This is a genomic window from Oleiphilus sp. HI0043, from assembly GCF_001634935.1.
In genome coordinates this window covers 64,909-81,134 of record NZ_LWEY01001533.1, presented here as the reverse complement: position 1 = coordinate 81,134, position 16,226 = coordinate 64,909, and the positions used below count along the sequence as shown (strand labels likewise).

Genomic DNA, 16,226 nt, shown 5'->3' with positions numbered 1-16,226 from the left:
AACAATTACTTCGGCTTAAGCTCAACAATCTGGACTATCTGAGCCTGCTCGTCATCAGGGCCTGAGGGGATATGATTAACCCGCGTATCAAGCTCTGACATTTCAACTTGTGCTATTTGCTTCTCAGTAAAGTCGCAGGCGACACACTCTTTAAAGGTGCCTTCATCAGATGAATACGTCACTAACTTGTCCATCTCACCGCAACGAGGGCATACGGCACCTGCGATAAAGCGCTTGGTTATCTTCTGCGTCATACCTTGATTCCCGCCTGCTTAAGCAATGGCTCAACACTTGGCTTACGACCGCGGAAGCTGGTAAACATATCAATCGCTTCAATTGAACCACCTACTTCGAGCACTTTTTCTTTATAGTCTTTACCCGTTTGCACGTTAAAGACACCTTCTTCCTCAAAGCGGGAAAACGCATCTGCTGCTAAGACTTCTGCCCACTTATAACTGTAATAACCCGCCGAATAGCCACCAGCAAATATATGGCTAAAGGAGTGGCTAAAACGCGTATATTCTGGCGAATCAATTACCGCAACTCGCTCTCGAACAGACTCCAGCACTGCTTGCACATCGGTGTTATCTGCTTCTGAGTAATCTCTATGCAAGAGGAAGTCAAACAAGGCAAACTCAAGCTGGCGCATCATCATCATGCCACTTTGAAAGTGTTTCGCTGCTAGCATCTTATCCAACATATCCTTCGGCAGCGCTTCTCCTGTTTGGTAGTGACGACTGATCATAGCTATCGATTCTTCCTGCCAGCACCAGTTTTCCAAAAACTGACTTGGCAGTTCAACCACATCCCAAGGCACCCCAGAAATACCTGATACCCCAGCAACATCGACTTTGGTTAACATATGGTGCAAACCATGTCCGAACTCATGGAACAGTGTCGTCACTTCATTGTGAGTTAACAAGCTATCTGCCAGATTACCGCTCTCATCCGCAACAGGCGGTGTAAAGTTACACGCCAAGAAAGCTACCGGCATTTGCACAGAGCCATCGGCCAAACGTCTGCGTGCACGACAGTCTGCCATCCAGGCGCCACCACGTTTGTCTTTTCGGGCATAGATATCCAGATAGAAACCAGCTACTTCTTCACCCTCGCTATAAATGCTGTAATAGCGAGCATCTTGGTGGAAGGTTTTCACCTCAGGGCGCTCTTTGACTTCAATGCCAAACAGTTTCTGAACCACATCAAACATGCCTTGCAGAACCACTGGTGCTGGGAAGTATGGCTTTAACGCTTCTTGCGAAATATCAAAACGAGCCTGTCGAAGCTTTTCGGAATAATAGCCCACATCCCAGGGATTCAGTTCAGCCACACCGAACTCTTCTTTCATATAGGCTTTAAGCTCTTCTACTTCATTTTTTGCGTAATCAATAGCCTTGCCTGCAAGCTGCTCTAAAAACTCAATCACTTCATCTGGCGTGTCTGCCATTTTAGTCGCTAAGGAGCGCTCGGCATGATTGTCAAACGACAGCAACTTAGCAAGCGCCTGACGGCAACTGAGTATGCGTTGGATATTATTACTATTATCCCACTTACCCGCATCAGGTCCTTGGTCGGAAGCGCGAGTCAAATAAGCCTGATATAGCTGCTCACGGATATTGGCATCATCGCAGTAAGTCATAACCGGCAAATAACTAGGAATATCCAGGGTAATCAGATAACCCTTTTCATGTCCCTTGGCTTTTGCCTGGCTTTCGAGCAGTTGTAGTGCACTTTCTGGCAGACCTGCAAGTGAATCAACGTCTTCAAAATAGAGCGTCCAAGACTGTGTCGCATCCAAGACATTTTCCGAAAAGCTGTTGGTCAGCTCTGACATCTCCTTCTTCAATGCCGAGTAGGCTTCTTTTTCATCATCTTCCAACGCCACTCCCGACAACTTGAAGCCACGAAGAGTATGTTTGATTGACTGCTTTTGAGCTTGGCTCAGCCCAGCGTATTCATCGCTATCAGCCAAGGCCTGATAAGCTAAAAACAAGTCCTTATTCTGCCCCATTTCTGTACCGTATTCTGTCAATTTAGCGATAAGGCGCTTGTAGATTTCTCTCAACTCATCGGAATTTAGCACTGAGTTATAATGGGAAATAACCGACCAAACATTATTCAAGCGATCGTCAGCACTTTCTAAAGGATACGCAAAATCTTGCCAAGAATATTGTTTATCAGTTACAAGCTTTTCGACTAAAGCTCTGTTGTCTGCAAGCACCTTATCTAATGCGGGCTCAAAGTGCTCTAATGTAATCTGCTCAAACAGTGGCAGTGGCGAATCAGCTAACAATGGGTTCATTAATTTTAACTCTATCTATTTGGTATATTTTTAAGGCAAGCGAGCTAAGCAGCTTGGAACAATTTATTCTTTATGGGGGCATTGATGATTTTTTAAAGCCCTTAGTCTCACTATAGCAACTTGCTCGCATAGCGCTAGATACTGGTGAAGATCACTAATTTTCGGTATTCTCTGCCCTCAAGTTGAACCGAAAAAACACTTAGGTCGCAACGACGTCAATAACACCGCCAGATGTATCACAAGAGGATCAGCCTATGAGCTGCGTGAGAAACTATCTCGACTTTTCCCCCAAACTAGACTCATCAGTTTTCGTCGACCCAACAGCCATTGTTATTGGTGATGTTGAAATCGGAGCCGATAGCTCTATCTGGCCTTTAGTCGCGATTCGCGGTGATATGCACAAAATTCGAATTGGTGAACGCAGCAGTATTCAGGATGGCTCTGTGTTACACATCACACATGCTGGCCCCTATAATCCAGACGGTTTTCCACTCACCATTGGCTCTGACGTTACCGTTGGTCATAAAGCTCTGCTACACGGCTGCACAGTAAAAGATCGAGTATTAGTAGGCATGGGGGCGATTGTTATGGACGGCGCGGTGATAGAAGAAGAGGTCATTCTCGCTGCAGGTAGCGTTGTCCCGCCAGGCAAGGTTCTGGAGTCCGGCCATATGTATCGTGGCAGCCCAGCAAAAAAGATCCGCCCCATTAGTGACAAGGAAAAAACCTTTTTCAAGTACACTGCAAGCAATTACGTCAAACTGAAAAACCAGCATATGGATGACCTTTCAAAACAAGGTTTGGATACTCGTCCAGACTCTCTTAAGAATCAGGATAAGTAGATGGCAATTCAGTGGTTCCCGGGTCATATGCACAAGGCCCGCAAAGAAATTAAGAAAGTCATGTCTCAAATAGATGTGGTGATAGAAATACTGGACGCTCGGATTCCATTCAGCAGCTCCAACCCAATGATTCGCCAGCTTAAGGAAGATAAACCCTGCATTAAGATTCTCAACAAGTCTGATTTAGCTGATCCAGACGTAGTCAAAGCTTGGCAAGAACACTTCGAAAAAGATGCACAAGTTAAAACCTTGGCAATTAGTGCTAATACCCTTAGCAATAAAGGCGCTATCGCCAACTTATGTCGAAAACTCGCACCACATCGTCAAGATTCAGATAAGCCCATAAATGCCATGATTATGGGCATTCCCAATGTCGGTAAATCTACCCTGATTAATTCCATCGCCGGCCGAGCTATTGCAAAAGTTGGCAACGAACCTGCGGTGACAAAGCGCCAGCAAAAGATAAACCTTGATAACGGCATCGTTCTCTCGGACACCCCTGGCGTACTCTGGCCAAAACTCGAACCCGAAACCTGTGGTTATCGTTTAGCGGCAACAGGCGCGGTTAAAGACACCGCAATGGAATATGAATCCGTCGCTATTTTTGCCCTGGAGCATTTGGCAAACCATTACCCAGAAGCCTTGGCAACTCGCTTCAAGCTCGACTTCTCTACCTTTGATCTTCAGCAAGATAAGCTGGAGTTATTAAAACTTATCGGTAGTAAACGGGGCTGCCTAAGGGCGGGTGGTATTGTCGACTTATATCAAGCCGCAACTATTGTTCTAAATGAATTACGTTCAGGCAAGCTAGGCCAGATTTGCCTCGAGACTCCAGAAATGATGGAACGAGAACTTGCTGAGTTCCGCGCCATGATTGAAGCCAAGCGCCAGGCTGAAGAAGAGGCAAAGGAAAAACGTAATCAGGACGCTGATTAAAGATAATGTCAGAACTTAGCCTTGTTCAGTGTGCATTAATCGCTCTCACCTTTATTTGGAGTGGATTTGTGCGTTCAGGCTTAGGCTTTGGGGGAGCAGTACTATCACTGCCCTTCCTACTGTTAATTCACAATGACCCTTTGCTTTACCTGCCAATCATTTCGCTTCAGTTGCTATTCTTTTCGGGCTTAATATTTTTTGAAAATCACAAGATTCGCAAGAAATATGCACACCAGGGCGCACAAGACGAATCAGCTATTGATTGGCCCTATCTAAAGCGTGCGCTTCTAATTATGCTGATTCCTAAGATTATTGGCGTATTTGGGCTCATAACCTTGCCTGCTACCGTAATGGGTTTAATAATATTTTCTATCGTCGCGGTTTATTCCGTCACTTATATTTTTAACAAGCCCTTTAAGAGCCGTTTTAAGTCGCTGGATATCACTTTTTTAATGCTCGGTGGTTACGTCAGTGGTACCTCACTCATCGGGGCTCCTTTATTAACAGCTGTTTTCGCCTCACATGTTAAGAAGGAGCAGCTGCGAGACACCTTATTTGCCCTATGGTTTATTTTGGTGTCGATCAAAGTCGCAGCTTTTATTTATCTGAATGTCGACTTCCAGCTAACCCACCAACTATGGCTGCTACCCTGCGCGGCTCTTGGCCACCTGTTAGGTTTAAAGTTTCACCGAAAACTACAAGAAACCGACTCAGTCGTATTCTATCGCGTAATGGGTAGCGTCTTACTGCTCGTCAGTTTTATTGGTTTGTTGCGCGCTTTGCAATAAGCCACCGTATTGAAAGTGAGGACCAATGCAAACCTTTCTTAGAAGATTAGAAATACTCAACTATTTGAAGTCGCAGCACCTCGCCATCGGCACGGATGAAATTATTCAGCATTTGAGTGATGCAGGCTATCTGGATACTCAGGCCTCCAAAGCAAAAAGCCAGTTTAGACTCGTACAACGTGACTTGAAGTTCCTACTCGGTGACGAAATAGACGATAATGACTACCATAACGAGTTTGGCCTAAGCACTGAAAAAGGCCTGGGAAAGAGCCGGCTCTGGCGTCTCGACCCTTATTCTCTTATTGGCTACAGTTTTGAGAAAATGCCTGACTACATGGCATTGGCACTCTCCATAAGCCAAAAGCATCTGAAGCAAGTCTTACCTGTTGATACTCAGAATGTCCTTAAATCTATTTTTCAGGAAGCTCAAGACAAGCTTCTAAAACAAGAGAAGTCGATTTCCCCCAAGCATTATCAACGCCTGACTAGCGCCGTAGAATTTTTCCAACGCGGGCAACAGTTAAAGGCTGCCGATTTTGACCTGGAAATGCTAAACCGGATATACAGCGCTATCCTTCATCGCAAACGCCTGATACTAAGCTATCAAAGCCAAGGAAAACTCAAAGATTATGAGGTTCATCCTTTCGGCGTTGCGATTATGCTGCCGAAAATATATTTAGTCGCCAAGAAGGAAGGTGACATGCAAAAGGGCGATGAGGCTTTTCGAAGTTTCTTGATTCATAAGATAAGTGACTTAAGTGTTAGCAGTCACGCAAATGCGGTGCCTGAAGATTTCGAGCTAAAAAGCTATCTAGATCAAGGAAATATGGATGTCTTAATCGACTTTCAAGACGCTCAGACTTACACCCTGGAGCTGAGTATTACGACGGGAAAACACAGCAATTTAATACAAGACTTACACGACAACCCTATCAGTCACGATCAGGAGCTACATCACGCTCACGATGATGACTGGAGCTTAAGTGCTACAACTAAGCGCACGGTTCAACTCAGAAACTGGTTAATGTCATTAGGCCCTCAGGCCAAAGTGATATCGCCCGACATCATCAAACAGGACCTTATCGATAACATCGACTTGATACGGGCGAACTATATAAAGCGTCAACACTGACATTAAGTTTAAACGAGATAAGCATGAAACTATTGGCTCTAGCGTCAATACATACTTCCTCTATTAAACTGGCTCAACCAGTACCAAACGCATATCCTGACCTTCAAAAATCTCTTTTAAAGTGTCACGAACATTATGAATGTTGTCGCTTTTGATGCGGAAACGAAACTTAGTGCCTTTTTGAGTGAATGCGTTAATTCTGAACATATTAGATCTCCTGATGATATAGGTCAGCAGCATTTAATGTGTGCTGCTAAGTAAGTACAGGATCTATAATATGGAGCGGAGCGACATATTTTGTCGCTAAATAGGAGTTTTCTTTAATTTCCTTTATTTTTCTTAAGAAAATCTCGATGCCATTGCTCAAGACGCTCAGCAACCCCTAATAATACATAGTCGCTGCGTAGCGAAGAGAATACATCAAAGGCGTGTTGCGCCCCCGCGATCTCGGCAAACTCCACACTTTGCTTAGACACTTCATCTAGCCGACTGGCAAAGTATTGCGCTTCCCCTAGAGACGTCAGCGAATCTTTATCGCCATGAATGATGAGGAAAGGAGGTGCCGCTTCATTAATGTGATTGATCGGCGACATATGACGATATATCTCGGTATTTTCTTGTTTTGTCTGTTTGATAATATTCTTGCGCATGATGATATCCAGGCCAACCGTCAGTTGCAGATTCTGCTCATTCATCAAGTCGTAAATACCATAATAGGGAATACAACCTTGCACACTGGTATCTACATCTTCGAAGCCAGGTTGTAGACTTTCATCATTGGCGCTCAGACTGAGCAAAGAACATAAATGGCCACCGGCAGAGCCCCCTGTTGTTACGATGAAGTCAGGATTACCACCATACTCCTTAATATGCTCCTTCACCCAAGCCAAGGCTCTTTTGCAGTCGATTATATGCTCTGGCATGGTCGCCTTCGGACTTAGCCGATAGTCAATGGCTACGCAAATCCAACCCCGTTTAGCCATTTCCACCATAAGCGGAATACCTTGCTCCTTTTTGCTGCCATAACCATGAGTCCAGGCACCGCCGTGAATCTGAAATAGTACCGGCGCAAAATTGGCGGTCGTTCTTGCTCGGCGAATATCGAGCTTCAGATTCATACCATCAACTTTATGGTAAACGACGTCTTTAATATTTTGCACACCGGGATCTGTCCAACTGTAGAAGGGATAAAGCAGCCGAAAAGTATCAAGCTCTTCATGACGGCTCCAGGAGCTATTATCTTCCTTACGACGATGAGGAATAACGATCTGATCCATCAGACCTTTGGCTTTGTAACCAGAAAAATAGTGGTAACTTAGAAACAGCCAGGAAAGCACACATATCACTAATGACACGGCTGGAATAAAACTGTCGACCGCACCAAAAACAACAAAGAGGAAGACAACTATCAACTGAAATGCAATAACGTGCAAAGCCAGCTCTCCGGTCAGCCAGCCCAGCAAAAAGCTAAGAACTATCCATTTCGGATGAGAGTAATGGGGACGCAATACATTAACAGCCATTGCCAAACACAAGAGACTGAATACAAAGAATACAAACGTCGCCATATTTACCACCTCAACTTAGGGATAGCTTTGCCGCAAAATCACACTATAAAAGACTTTCGCTAAAGAAACGTAACGTACCTAGAAAAGCGGCACGCCAAACAATTGCATATGGTGCATCGCGACAGCACCATAGGCGATCACGCCGACACCTATAACAACAAATGTCATATAGGCTGGCTTAGGTTCCGGCTTGACCCATTCTGACCGTTTGTTCGCACGAATCATATCTATTACAGCATAGGCAAGAAAACCACCAAATAACAGAATTGAAGCCGCATCACCATTGATTAACAGGTGCCCCAAAGCCCACAATTTTACGCCAGCTAACATTGGGTGACGAACTCTACGTTTAATGTTGGAAGGGATATAGGCCGCAACAAGCAAAATAAATGCAGGCAGCATCAGAAGCTTGGTCAGGTGTGACAAAAACTGTGGTGGTTGCCAAATAGAAATAAACGGAGCATCGGCCTTACCCATAATAATCAGAGCAAAACCTGCTATAGAAATCACCGCAAATATGCCTTTGTAGGGCAGTTCTCCAAGTTTATCGATATATTTTTGTCGCAATTCGGGCAAGGTAGGTAAAAGATGAATACCGATAAAAATAATCAGTCCAATAAGTAGTGTGGTCACGAATCTGTCTCCCAGGGCGTTTATTCAGGTCATCATTTTGTTTGTATTATTTTCCAGTGCAGAGGATAAGAGATCATCACTATTAAATGCTAGCCCTATACTGATGAATTCAGCATCTAAAACACAGTTTGCCAAATATGGAAGTTAAAGCAGCGCCCTTTAAGGAAGCCTCAGATCGGCAACAATTACGGTTAAAACCTACATAGCCTTACATTAAATAACAAGACTTAACACACTAAAAATTATAGTTAACTATAATTCGCCGCGAGTTTTTAGCCCTATCAACCTGCTTCGGAGATCTGAATGATTCGTACCTTAACCAGCTCGTTAAGTGCTTCACATGTTTTTCTATGCACCACTATCGCTATCACTCTTTTTTCGCCCAATAGCTTCGCCAACCCGCTCATGAGCAAAGAACAGTACGCCGACTATAGCGTACGCTATCAATGCGCCGAGATACTGTTTCATAATGATCTACAAAAGAAAGAAGCTGAACTCATTAAAATTGAAGACCAGTACGGCTTAACCGACGATAACTTTGATGCCTTTGACGAACTCATCACCGAATACGAGCGTGACGACACTTTGCTCGATACTGTCCGAGAACGCATCACTAAAGAATGCTCAAGCTAACAAAAAGTAAGAGGGCTCTATTCAATGAGCCCTTTCCTGTCACAATTTCTAATGGTAGAAACTGTCTTTCCCAAGCACTGTATATTCCAAACATATTCCCTGAGTTACTATAAGACACCTAATCAGAGGAATACTAAATGACTAACGTAGCCGACTATTTATTACTTACCGCAGCGTTTTCCTTACTGCTGTCTCTTGCCTTGGCTTGGTTAGCCTCCTTTATCCTTTACGCTGATATAAAAGCACTTAAGCGTCTATTTCCTGCTAGCCACCAGCTTATCCGAGCGCATATTGATTACATCTTGATGTGCCTATTGCTGGTAGCCTGCTATTATTTGAATGAAAAGCTTAGCCTAGAACTACCCGGCTGGGTCATTTACACCACGTGCTTTGGAGCACTGTACAACCCTTTCGGCTTCATTGTGCTAGCTATAAAACCTCACATGGCTAAGCCTAAGTCGACTAGCGATAAAGCCCGCATTCTTCTAGGCTTCTTACCCGCGACAATTGGCTACGGTTACATTATGTGGCTTACCTTGATCACATTATTGTAAGCCCAGTAATCAAACCGCTTCTTCGAGATGGTAAGTCTGTGGTTATTAGCTATGCTAAGGGGTAGAAACAAGCTTATTCAGCTCCATTACAATACAAAGACCACAAATGAAAGCATTCTCAGCACACAACTGCCTGGTTATCTTACCGGCAACTCTTCTCTTTCCTTTAAGTTATTGGTTTGTAGGCGCTAGCACCGAAAACAGCTTACTAGCGTATATCTTGACTACCCTGATATGCTGCACATTGTCTTTGGTTTGGTATCAAAAAATAGTTATTTCACCCATAAACGCAGGAATCTCTGCATTAAAAGCGAACCTCGAAGAGAAGTTTTCTTACTCGACGCAATTAAATACCCAAAACATGTCTGGCGCGCCCAAAGAGTTATTTGAAATTTTGAATCAGCGCCTGAGCAATGCTGAGCAGGCTATACAGGGGATTCACCTTAGAGCCTCCCGCTTGCTCCCTATGAGCGCAGAATTAACCGAAACCTACAGTGCCATGAGCCAGAATACGATGATGCAATCTCATCACGGCGGCGTGTTGAGTGGAGCAATAAATAATATGGTCATGGCGACCGAAAACATCGAACATGACATTGGAGATATCAATAATCATATTCTCGAAATGAATAGCGAGCTCAATAGCTTTGGCGAGCACCTACATGCAACAACTTCCTCAATTGATACCATTGAAAAGCGCATATCTGAGTCGAATGAAGTATTAGATAAATTGCGTAACGATAGCGACCAGATCAACCAGATTATCACCGAGATCACCAGCATCGCAGAGCAAACTAACCTACTGGCACTCAACGCAGCAATCGAAGCAGCCCGTGCAGGCGAACAAGGTCGGGGTTTTGCCGTCGTTGCCGACGAAGTACGTTCACTGGCCGAGAGGACTCAAAGTTCAGCCGAACAGGTAAAAAGTATCGTCGATAGCATCCACACGAGCACACATGATGCCTCCAGTGTTATGCAGTCCAGCCAGAAAGACATTCAAATAACCGTTCGAAGTGCCCAATCCTCGAAAGAAGGCTTAAGTAAGACGGAGCGGGCTATCAAAGACATTATTTTATTGGCACAAAAGATCAAAGACGCCATGGCCTTACAGTGTGAAACAGAAGAAAAGTCAAAACGCTCTGCTGATGCGATCAGCAAATTGAATAGCGAAGCTTTGCAGCATAACTCCCTTCAGGCGATTACCAGCGAAGACCTTAAGAAGTTATCCGACAGCATCAGTGCTAATTTATCTTCAATTCATATCGACGAGGTTCTCAGCTCTACAGACCGTAGAACCAAAATCCGTCAAGAGAGAAAAGAAGTTAGCCAGTCAGATACAGATGAATCTGTTCTATTCTAAGGCCTAAGGCTTAGTCGTAGATACTAGGAATAGGCTGGCGCTTGTGTTGGGTGCTTTGATAAATCTTCATCAAGCGCTCTTCAGCCCATTCTTCGATTTCTTTTCCTTCCAAAAAATCATCGATTTGATCATAGCTGATACCCAATGCGTCTTCATCTTTCTTGCCCGGTTCGTTGGACTCAAGATCTGCAGTTGGGGCCTTGGATATAATAGCCTCTGGCGCGCCAAGAAAGCTTGCGCAAGCACGCACCTGACGCTTATTCAAACCAAACAAAGGGATCAAATCCACTGCACCATCACCGTATTTGGTGAAAAAGCCGGTTATATTTTCTGCAGAGTGATCCGTTCCCAATACCAAGCCACCCAAAATACCGGCGATATGATATTGGGCAACCATCCGCTCTCTCGCTTTGACGTTACCTTTTGAAAAGTCCAAACGTTGATCGGAAGCATGTAACTGGTCTACCGAGTCCAGTGCTGCAGTCACCTCTTGATGGATTGCATCGGAAGCTGACTTTACGTTTACCGCAACTGCGTGACTTGGTTGAATAAAGTCAATTGATAGCTGCGCATCATGCTCATCAGCCTGCTCGCCATAAGGTAGCCGTACTGCAACGAACTGGAAGCTATGAGGGTGAGCATTTTCCTGGTTAAGCTGATCAACGGCCATTTGCGCCAACTTTCCACAGGTGCAAGAGTCGATGCCACCACTAATGCCAAGCACCAAAGTTTTCAAACCTGAATCTTTCAATTTCCGCTTGATAAATGCAACACGCGTATTGATTTCCTGCTCAACATCTATCTCAGGCTTAACTTTCATTTCTTGCAATATTTGCTGACGTAGACTCATTCTCTTAACCAACCTTTCTATAAAAACAGTGCCCTTGTAAGAGCCTTTCAATTAAAGAAAATCCTTACTCAAATAAACCAAACGATATGACGCTCAATAGACTGCGGCTATGTTCAAGCTTATGCATCGCCACAAACTCGCCGCCATCATCAAAGCCTTTACCTTTTGGAAAGTTTTCTCTTAACACAGCCAAAGCATCATCTGCCTGTGAAGGAAGATCCAAATACCGATAAAGCGAAACCATCATAATTAAGGCCTCTTCGACACTTGGCGACGCGGGGTAATCTTTAACAACATAGGCCGCCCGGTTTGCCGCTGCCAGATAGGCTTGGCGTTTAATATAATATCGTGCAGCATGCAGTTCATAAGCCGCAAGACGATTTCTGATTTGTATCATTCTCTTTTGCGCATCTGCAGCATAGCTACTATCGGGGAAGCGAATTAACAGTTCAGAAAAATCTTTAAAGGCCAAACGCATATGCCCCGGGTCACGCGAGGTAATATCAACCGACGAAAAGTACTGACTGGAAACACCGATATCCAAATGATAGTTCGCTACTCCTCGTACATAATACGCGTAATCCACGCTCGGGCTTTGAGGGTGTAAACGAATAAAACGATCGGAAGCGAGAATCGCGCCTTCTAGATCTAGCCCACTATAACGCGCATAGATTAAATCTAACTGAGCTTGCTCAGCATATTGCCCAAAGGGGAAACGGGACTCCAACTCTTCTAGAGCGATCGTTGCTTGAGGAAAGTTCCTTAACTTGATCGCTCGTTTAGCATCATCATACAACTCTTGTTCTGTCGATTCTTTTTTCGGAGTGGAACTACAAGCAGAAAGAAACAGGACTGCTACCAGAGAAATCACGAGTGCAAAGTGTGAACGCATAATTGGATAAGACTTCTTGAGAATAATTGGAAAATGGTATTCGTTTTCTACACATTTTAATAAATGCTCACCAGAGATGCTCTCGGTGAGGTTATAATAGCCGACATTATTTCATATTTTACATTTTGCGTGTATGACAAATAATCAAACTTGAGGTTTCAACTCCCTTATAAGTCATAATTATTCAGTCTATCCCGTGATTTCTTTACATATCGAGACCTTATGAGCCAAATTATTGAAGCTGACTTTGTTGTTCCATTAGAACTATCTGGCATGCGTTTAGATCAGGTCATTGCTGATTTTATGCCTGAGTATTCTCGCTCACGCCTGCAACAATGGATTAAACAAGGCCATATTCGCGTAAACGAAGAAATCGCGCGGTCCAAAGACAAAGTCAAAATAAATGATCTCATTGAAGTGAAAGCCGAGCTTGAAAGTCAGGGAGAGTGGCTTGCTGAAGACATCCCGCTTGATATCGTTTATCAAGATGAAGACATTCTGATCATCAACAAACCAGCTGGAATGGTAGTTCACCCCGCCGCCGGTAACCACTCAGGCACTTTAGTTAACGCCTTGCTGCATCACTTTCCTGATATCAAAGCCGTTCCCAGGGCCGGTATCGTTCACCGCCTGGATAAAGACACGACCGGTTTAATGGTGGTCGCTAAAACACTAACAGCTCACGCCCATATTGTTGAACAACTTCAAAGTCGCGAAATGGGCAGAGAATACGAAGCTATCGCTGCAGGAGTCATGACGGGCGGCGGAACCATCAACGAGCCTATTGCACGCAGCCCTAAAAACCGCAAAAAGATGGCCGTCAACCAGTTCGGCAAACATGCGGTGACTCACTATCGCGTTTTAGAACGCTTTCTCGCTCACACTCACATACGCGTTAAATTAGAAACTGGACGAACCCATCAAATTCGCGTCCATATGGCACATATTAAACACCCGCTTATAGGGGACACCACCTATGCAGGAAGAATGAAACTTCCAGCCGGTGCAAGCGATGAAGTAAAAAATAAACTTAGGCAATTTGAACGACAAGCATTGCATGCTAAAAAATTAACCCTCATTCACCCTCAAACTGGTGAGGAGATGAGCTGGGAAGTCGATTTACCTGAAGATATGCAAAACTTACTAGCGGTGCTAAGCGAACAATGAGCCCTTGCGACTTACCTACAACATGGTTAAAACCTGAATGGCCCGTCGCGAGTCAAGTAGTCGCCTTTACTACGTCTCGCTTGGCTCCCGACACGATGCCAGATAGCAAGCTAAGCAGCTACCAAGACTTTAACTTGGCCCTACACGTCAACGATAATGAACAAACTGTACGACACAACAGGACAGTACTTGCGTCCCACTGCGCCTTAAATGCAGAGAATATTCATTGGCTGGAGCAGATACATAGTAATACTCTTGTTCAGGCCGAAAGCTCATCTATCAGCACTCAAGCAGACGCAAGTTATACTCGCAAGCAGCAAGAAGCCTGTGTCGTTATGACGGCCGACTGCCTTCCGGTACTGTTCTGCAACAAACAGGCAACGCAAGTCGCTGCCGCACATGCGGGTTGGCGAGGCTTAGCTTCTGGCATCCTAACTAAGACTGTAGAAAGCTTTGACTCACCCAATGAAGTAATTGCCTGGCTTGGCCCGGCAATCAGCCAAAAGGCATTTGAAGTTGGCGACGATGTCTATACAGCATTTTGTAACAAAGACCCCGAAGCCGCTCAAGCCTTTATCCCGGGAAAGGAACCAGGAAAATGGTTGGCAGATTTATACCTACTTGCCCGGATTGAGCTAAAAGCCATTGGAGTCAGCGCGATTTATGGCGGCACGCATTGCACCTTTCTTGAAAACCAACACTTCTATTCTTTTCGCCGTGATGGCCAAGTCTCGGGTCGTATGGCTTCTCTGATTTTCTTGCGCTAGAGTTTGGGTAAGGAATTAATCAGATTCTAAACGAATATTATCAATGTAAACCGTCAACTCCTGCTTCGGCTTATACATATAAAGCATCAGATCTACAACCTGTCCCATTTCCATTTTTCTGGTCTGTAAGCCATCACGAACCTTATCTAAGGGAATACTGTATTGATTCAGACCTTGAGCAATACGTACTCTAGTCTTGAAGCGATCATGATATTGATTCTGGTGTTTCATATCATGAATTCGCAGCACGGCATTTAGCGTCTCTGGTGCTTCAGAGTAGATCTCGAATTTTAGTCGATCATAATCCTGCCAGTCTCGATGCAAGTAGGCGAAACGCATTCCGGGATAGAGGGCATCTTTATTAAAGCGAAGCTTTCCAACCTGAGATTCATTAGCCCAGTCACCAGGTGCTTTGACAACTTCAAGCTCACTGCCATTTTTTGCTAACACAATTTGAGCCCAGCCAAAACTCTCGAAGTTCGCGATCACCGGAAATAAGCGATCAGCCTCCAGCTTCACATAACATCGATAAGCTGGGTAAAGCAGGCTTGCCAAAATCAAAAACAAAGCTATTCCCTGCATCATCATTTTCCGGCTTCTGCTAGTACTTCGAAATCGAGCGAGATACCACAGCAATGCAGCCAAACAACCAAAAACATCGTAAACAAAGTCTATTAAGCTACGCTCCCGGCCTACATAAGGCTGAACCAGCTCAACCAACAAACCAAACGAGAGGCAAAATAAAAGAAGGTAAATCAGCTCTTTTAAGGGCCGAAGCTGAGCAAAAAAAACCAGCAGCAGATAGGTCGCTAAACCGAAGACCAAAGCATGGCCAGAGTTGATCAAATGAGGATAAACCAAACCTTCAGAAGGCAACAAACTGAAGAACAATAAGCAAGCGAGTAGTAATACGCCACTTGGCAGTGCTTGCTTAATAGTCTGAAGGCTTATATCAAATAACATTTATTTTGCGCTAGAAAGCCCGGACACCAACTCAGAAACAAAACCTTGAATATACAAATCGACAATATCGACACCTACCTGCCAATACGCCTGACCCGGCTTACTCTTTAAAAATGTAATGTAGGCAGAGAGGTCCTCATCATTCAAATTACGATAGCTGTAATTTGCGCCCATCAACATAAATTCGGAAAACTGCTGACTTAGCATTGGTTCCATGCTCTGCCACTCCTGATTCATACGAGCTTCTAAAGCAGCTGCCTTATTTGGATTAATAACAGCAACCGCTTCCAAAACCGAAAAATACACGCCTTTCATTAGCTGAATAACAACCTTATCAGCATTCAGAGCTAAAGAAAGCTTCTCTAGCAATTGCGCTCTATCCTGCTTAACAGACTTGAAGCTTTGCTCCTGAAAATAGCGTTGCATCTTCTGCTGAGCTTCTGGTGTACTGGCCGCCCGTTCCTCTGTACTGATGCGTTGACCTAAGGGAGAAGCCAAGAACTTAATCGCATCAGACAAATCTTCAGCACGCTGATCCTGACTCAAATAAACCATTGCAATCTGTTCACCATCAACCTTTTTCGCTGCATGAGTCACGGCCGCACTGGTCTTTTCAAAACTGACGGAACTATTGACTGACAAACGTTTCATATCAAGCTGCTGCCCCATAGAATCAGGCAAAGAAGCAATCAACTCACTCAAGCCAGAGTCATGAAGAAACTGCTTCGCTTCCTCGATACTCAAACCTTTAGCCATCAGGGGTGCGGCGTGAGAAACAAATACAAGTAATAGGAAGGCTAAAGCCCTGTTTACCAATGCGTTCATGGAAAATTCCTTTG

General features: G+C 44.4%; 18 protein-coding genes. 9 read left to right on the top strand and 9 right to left on the bottom strand.

Features of this window, described 5'->3' with window-relative positions; translation table 11 throughout:
- Nucleotides 1-5 precede the first annotated feature (5 nt).
- Together A3729_RS22810 and A3729_RS22805 are read right to left on the bottom strand one after the other, a co-directional pair.
- Nucleotides 6-254: a YheV family putative zinc ribbon protein gene (locus A3729_RS22810; protein WP_082865221.1), complete on the bottom strand. Its 249-nt coding sequence runs from the start codon at nt 252-254 to the stop codon at nt 6-8.
- The gene (locus A3729_RS22805) at nt 251-2,302 is read right to left on the bottom strand and encodes a M3 family metallopeptidase (RefSeq protein ID WP_068634313.1); all 2,052 of its coding nucleotides are present in this window, start codon (nt 2,300-2,302) and stop codon (nt 251-253) included. Before A3729_RS22805 ends, A3729_RS22810 begins: the two co-directional genes overlap by 4 nt.
- A gap of 254 nt (nt 2,303-2,556) precedes the next feature.
- Here A3729_RS22805 and A3729_RS22800 point away from each other — a divergent pair, with 254 nt between their 5' ends.
- From A3729_RS22800 to A3729_RS22785, 4 genes are read left to right on the top strand one after another with little or no spacing between them, the layout of a single operon-like run.
- The gene (locus A3729_RS22800; RefSeq protein ID WP_068553422.1) at nt 2,557-3,144 is read left to right on the top strand and encodes a gamma carbonic anhydrase family protein; all 588 of its coding nucleotides are present in this window, start codon (nt 2,557-2,559) and stop codon (nt 3,142-3,144) included.
- Nucleotides 3,145-4,080 (top strand): ribosome biogenesis GTPase YlqF, encoded by a 936-nt coding sequence (gene ylqF, locus A3729_RS22795; protein ID WP_068553421.1) that lies wholly within the window; start codon nt 3,145-3,147, stop codon nt 4,078-4,080.
- Nucleotides 4,081-4,085: 5 nt separating this feature from the next.
- On the top strand, nt 4,086-4,868 hold the full coding sequence (locus tag A3729_RS22790; RefSeq protein ID WP_068553420.1) for a TSUP family transporter: 783 nt from the start codon (nt 4,086-4,088) through the stop codon (nt 4,866-4,868).
- 25 nt (nt 4,869-4,893) lie between these two features.
- Nucleotides 4,894-6,000 carry a YafY family protein gene (locus tag A3729_RS22785; protein WP_068514624.1) on the top strand — a complete coding sequence of 369 codons (1,107 nt, stop codon included), beginning with the start codon at nt 4,894-4,896 and terminating at the stop codon, nt 5,998-6,000.
- Nucleotides 6,001-6,063: 63 nt separating this feature from the next.
- Here the strand turns inward: A3729_RS22785 and A3729_RS31830 are convergent, their stop codons facing one another.
- From A3729_RS31830 to A3729_RS22775, 3 genes are all read right to left on the bottom strand, one after another.
- Complete coding sequence (locus tag A3729_RS31830; RefSeq protein ID WP_156490390.1) at nt 6,064-6,207, bottom strand: hypothetical protein; 144 nt, start codon at nt 6,205-6,207, stop codon at nt 6,064-6,066.
- Between the two features lie 113 nt (nt 6,208-6,320).
- Nucleotides 6,321-7,568, bottom strand: a complete 1,248-nt coding sequence (locus tag A3729_RS22780) for an alpha/beta hydrolase (RefSeq protein WP_068514622.1) — start codon at nt 7,566-7,568, stop codon at nt 6,321-6,323.
- Nucleotides 7,569-7,646: 78 nt separating this feature from the next.
- Nucleotides 7,647-8,201 carry an NnrU family protein gene (locus A3729_RS22775; protein WP_068514618.1) on the bottom strand — a complete coding sequence of 185 codons (555 nt, stop codon included), beginning with the start codon at nt 8,199-8,201 and terminating at the stop codon, nt 7,647-7,649.
- 303 nt (nt 8,202-8,504) lie between these two features.
- On the opposite strand from A3729_RS22775, the gene A3729_RS22770 reads away from it, so the two are divergent.
- The 3 genes from A3729_RS22770 (at nt 8,505) to A3729_RS22760 (ending at nt 10,748) form a co-directional block, all read left to right on the top strand.
- Complete coding sequence (locus A3729_RS22770; protein ID WP_068554002.1) at nt 8,505-8,834, top strand: hypothetical protein; 330 nt, start codon at nt 8,505-8,507, stop codon at nt 8,832-8,834.
- Between the two features lie 137 nt (nt 8,835-8,971).
- Nucleotides 8,972-9,388, top strand: coding sequence for a hypothetical protein (locus tag A3729_RS22765; RefSeq protein WP_068552917.1), 417 nt, complete (start codon nt 8,972-8,974; stop codon nt 9,386-9,388).
- Between the two features lie 106 nt (nt 9,389-9,494).
- Complete coding sequence (locus tag A3729_RS22760) at nt 9,495-10,748, top strand: methyl-accepting chemotaxis protein (RefSeq protein WP_068514611.1); 1,254 nt, start codon at nt 9,495-9,497, stop codon at nt 10,746-10,748.
- Between the two features lie 10 nt (nt 10,749-10,758).
- Here A3729_RS22760 and nadE read toward each other — a convergent pair whose 3' ends face one another.
- Nucleotides 10,759-11,598, bottom strand: a complete 840-nt coding sequence (gene nadE, locus A3729_RS22755) for an ammonia-dependent NAD(+) synthetase (RefSeq protein WP_068513073.1) — start codon at nt 11,596-11,598, stop codon at nt 10,759-10,761.
- A gap of 64 nt (nt 11,599-11,662) precedes the next feature.
- On the bottom strand, nt 11,663-12,490 hold the full coding sequence (locus A3729_RS22750; RefSeq protein ID WP_068514606.1) for an outer membrane protein assembly factor BamD: 828 nt from the start codon (nt 12,488-12,490) through the stop codon (nt 11,663-11,665).
- Nucleotides 12,491-12,712: 222 nt separating this feature from the next.
- Here A3729_RS22750 and rluD point away from each other — a divergent pair, with 222 nt between their 5' ends.
- Nucleotides 12,713-13,657, top strand: coding sequence for a 23S rRNA pseudouridine(1911/1915/1917) synthase RluD (gene rluD / locus A3729_RS22745; RefSeq protein WP_068514603.1), 945 nt, complete (start codon nt 12,713-12,715; stop codon nt 13,655-13,657).
- Nucleotides 13,654-14,424 carry a peptidoglycan editing factor PgeF gene (gene pgeF, locus A3729_RS22740; RefSeq protein WP_068514602.1) on the top strand — a complete coding sequence of 257 codons (771 nt, stop codon included), beginning with the start codon at nt 13,654-13,656 and terminating at the stop codon, nt 14,422-14,424. The genes rluD and pgeF overlap by 4 nt, the downstream gene beginning before the upstream one ends.
- 15 nt (nt 14,425-14,439) lie before the next feature.
- On the opposite strand, the gene A3729_RS22735 is transcribed toward pgeF, so the two are convergent.
- A complete protein-coding gene (locus A3729_RS22735; protein ID WP_068514599.1) occupies nt 14,440-15,387 on the bottom strand; it encodes a VanZ family protein in 948 nt (315 codons plus the stop codon).
- Nucleotides 15,388-16,212, bottom strand: a complete 825-nt coding sequence (locus tag A3729_RS22730) for a DUF2059 domain-containing protein (RefSeq protein ID WP_068514595.1) — start codon at nt 16,210-16,212, stop codon at nt 15,388-15,390.
- Nucleotides 16,213-16,226: the final 14 nt, after the last annotated feature.

Coding starts and splice junctions, on each gene's coding strand:
- A3729_RS22785 (WP_068514624.1), top strand. CDS start 4,894: ATGCAAACCTTTCTTAGAAGATTAGAAATACTCAACTATTTGAAGTCG.
- ylqF (WP_068553421.1), top strand. CDS start 3,145: ATGGCAATTCAGTGGTTCCCGGGTCATATGCACAAGGCCCGCAAAGAA.
- A3729_RS22770 (WP_068554002.1), top strand. CDS start 8,505: ATGATTCGTACCTTAACCAGCTCGTTAAGTGCTTCACATGTTTTTCTA.
- pgeF (WP_068514602.1), top strand. CDS start 13,654: ATGAGCCCTTGCGACTTACCTACAACATGGTTAAAACCTGAATGGCCC.
- nadE (WP_068513073.1), bottom strand. CDS start 11,598: ATGAGTCTACGTCAGCAAATATTGCAAGAAATGAAAGTTAAGCCTGAG.
- A3729_RS31830 (WP_156490390.1), bottom strand. CDS start 6,207: ATGTTCAGAATTAACGCATTCACTCAAAAAGGCACTAAGTTTCGTTTC.
- A3729_RS22810 (WP_082865221.1), bottom strand. CDS start 254: ATGACGCAGAAGATAACCAAGCGCTTTATCGCAGGTGCCGTATGCCCT.
- A3729_RS22735 (WP_068514599.1), bottom strand. CDS start 15,387: ATGTTATTTGATATAAGCCTTCAGACTATTAAGCAAGCACTGCCAAGT.
- A3729_RS22760 (WP_068514611.1), top strand. CDS start 9,495: ATGAAAGCATTCTCAGCACACAACTGCCTGGTTATCTTACCGGCAACT.
- rluD (WP_068514603.1), top strand. CDS start 12,713: ATGAGCCAAATTATTGAAGCTGACTTTGTTGTTCCATTAGAACTATCT.
- A3729_RS22805 (WP_068634313.1), bottom strand. CDS start 2,302: ATGAACCCATTGTTAGCTGATTCGCCACTGCCACTGTTTGAGCAGATT.
- A3729_RS22765 (WP_068552917.1), top strand. CDS start 8,972: ATGACTAACGTAGCCGACTATTTATTACTTACCGCAGCGTTTTCCTTA.
- A3729_RS22750 (WP_068514606.1), bottom strand. CDS start 12,490: ATGCGTTCACACTTTGCACTCGTGATTTCTCTGGTAGCAGTCCTGTTT.
- A3729_RS22800 (WP_068553422.1), top strand. CDS start 2,557: ATGAGCTGCGTGAGAAACTATCTCGACTTTTCCCCCAAACTAGACTCA.
- A3729_RS22790 (WP_068553420.1), top strand. CDS start 4,086: ATGTCAGAACTTAGCCTTGTTCAGTGTGCATTAATCGCTCTCACCTTT.
- A3729_RS22780 (WP_068514622.1), bottom strand. CDS start 7,568: ATGGCGACGTTTGTATTCTTTGTATTCAGTCTCTTGTGTTTGGCAATG.
- A3729_RS22730 (WP_068514595.1), bottom strand. CDS start 16,212: ATGAACGCATTGGTAAACAGGGCTTTAGCCTTCCTATTACTTGTATTT.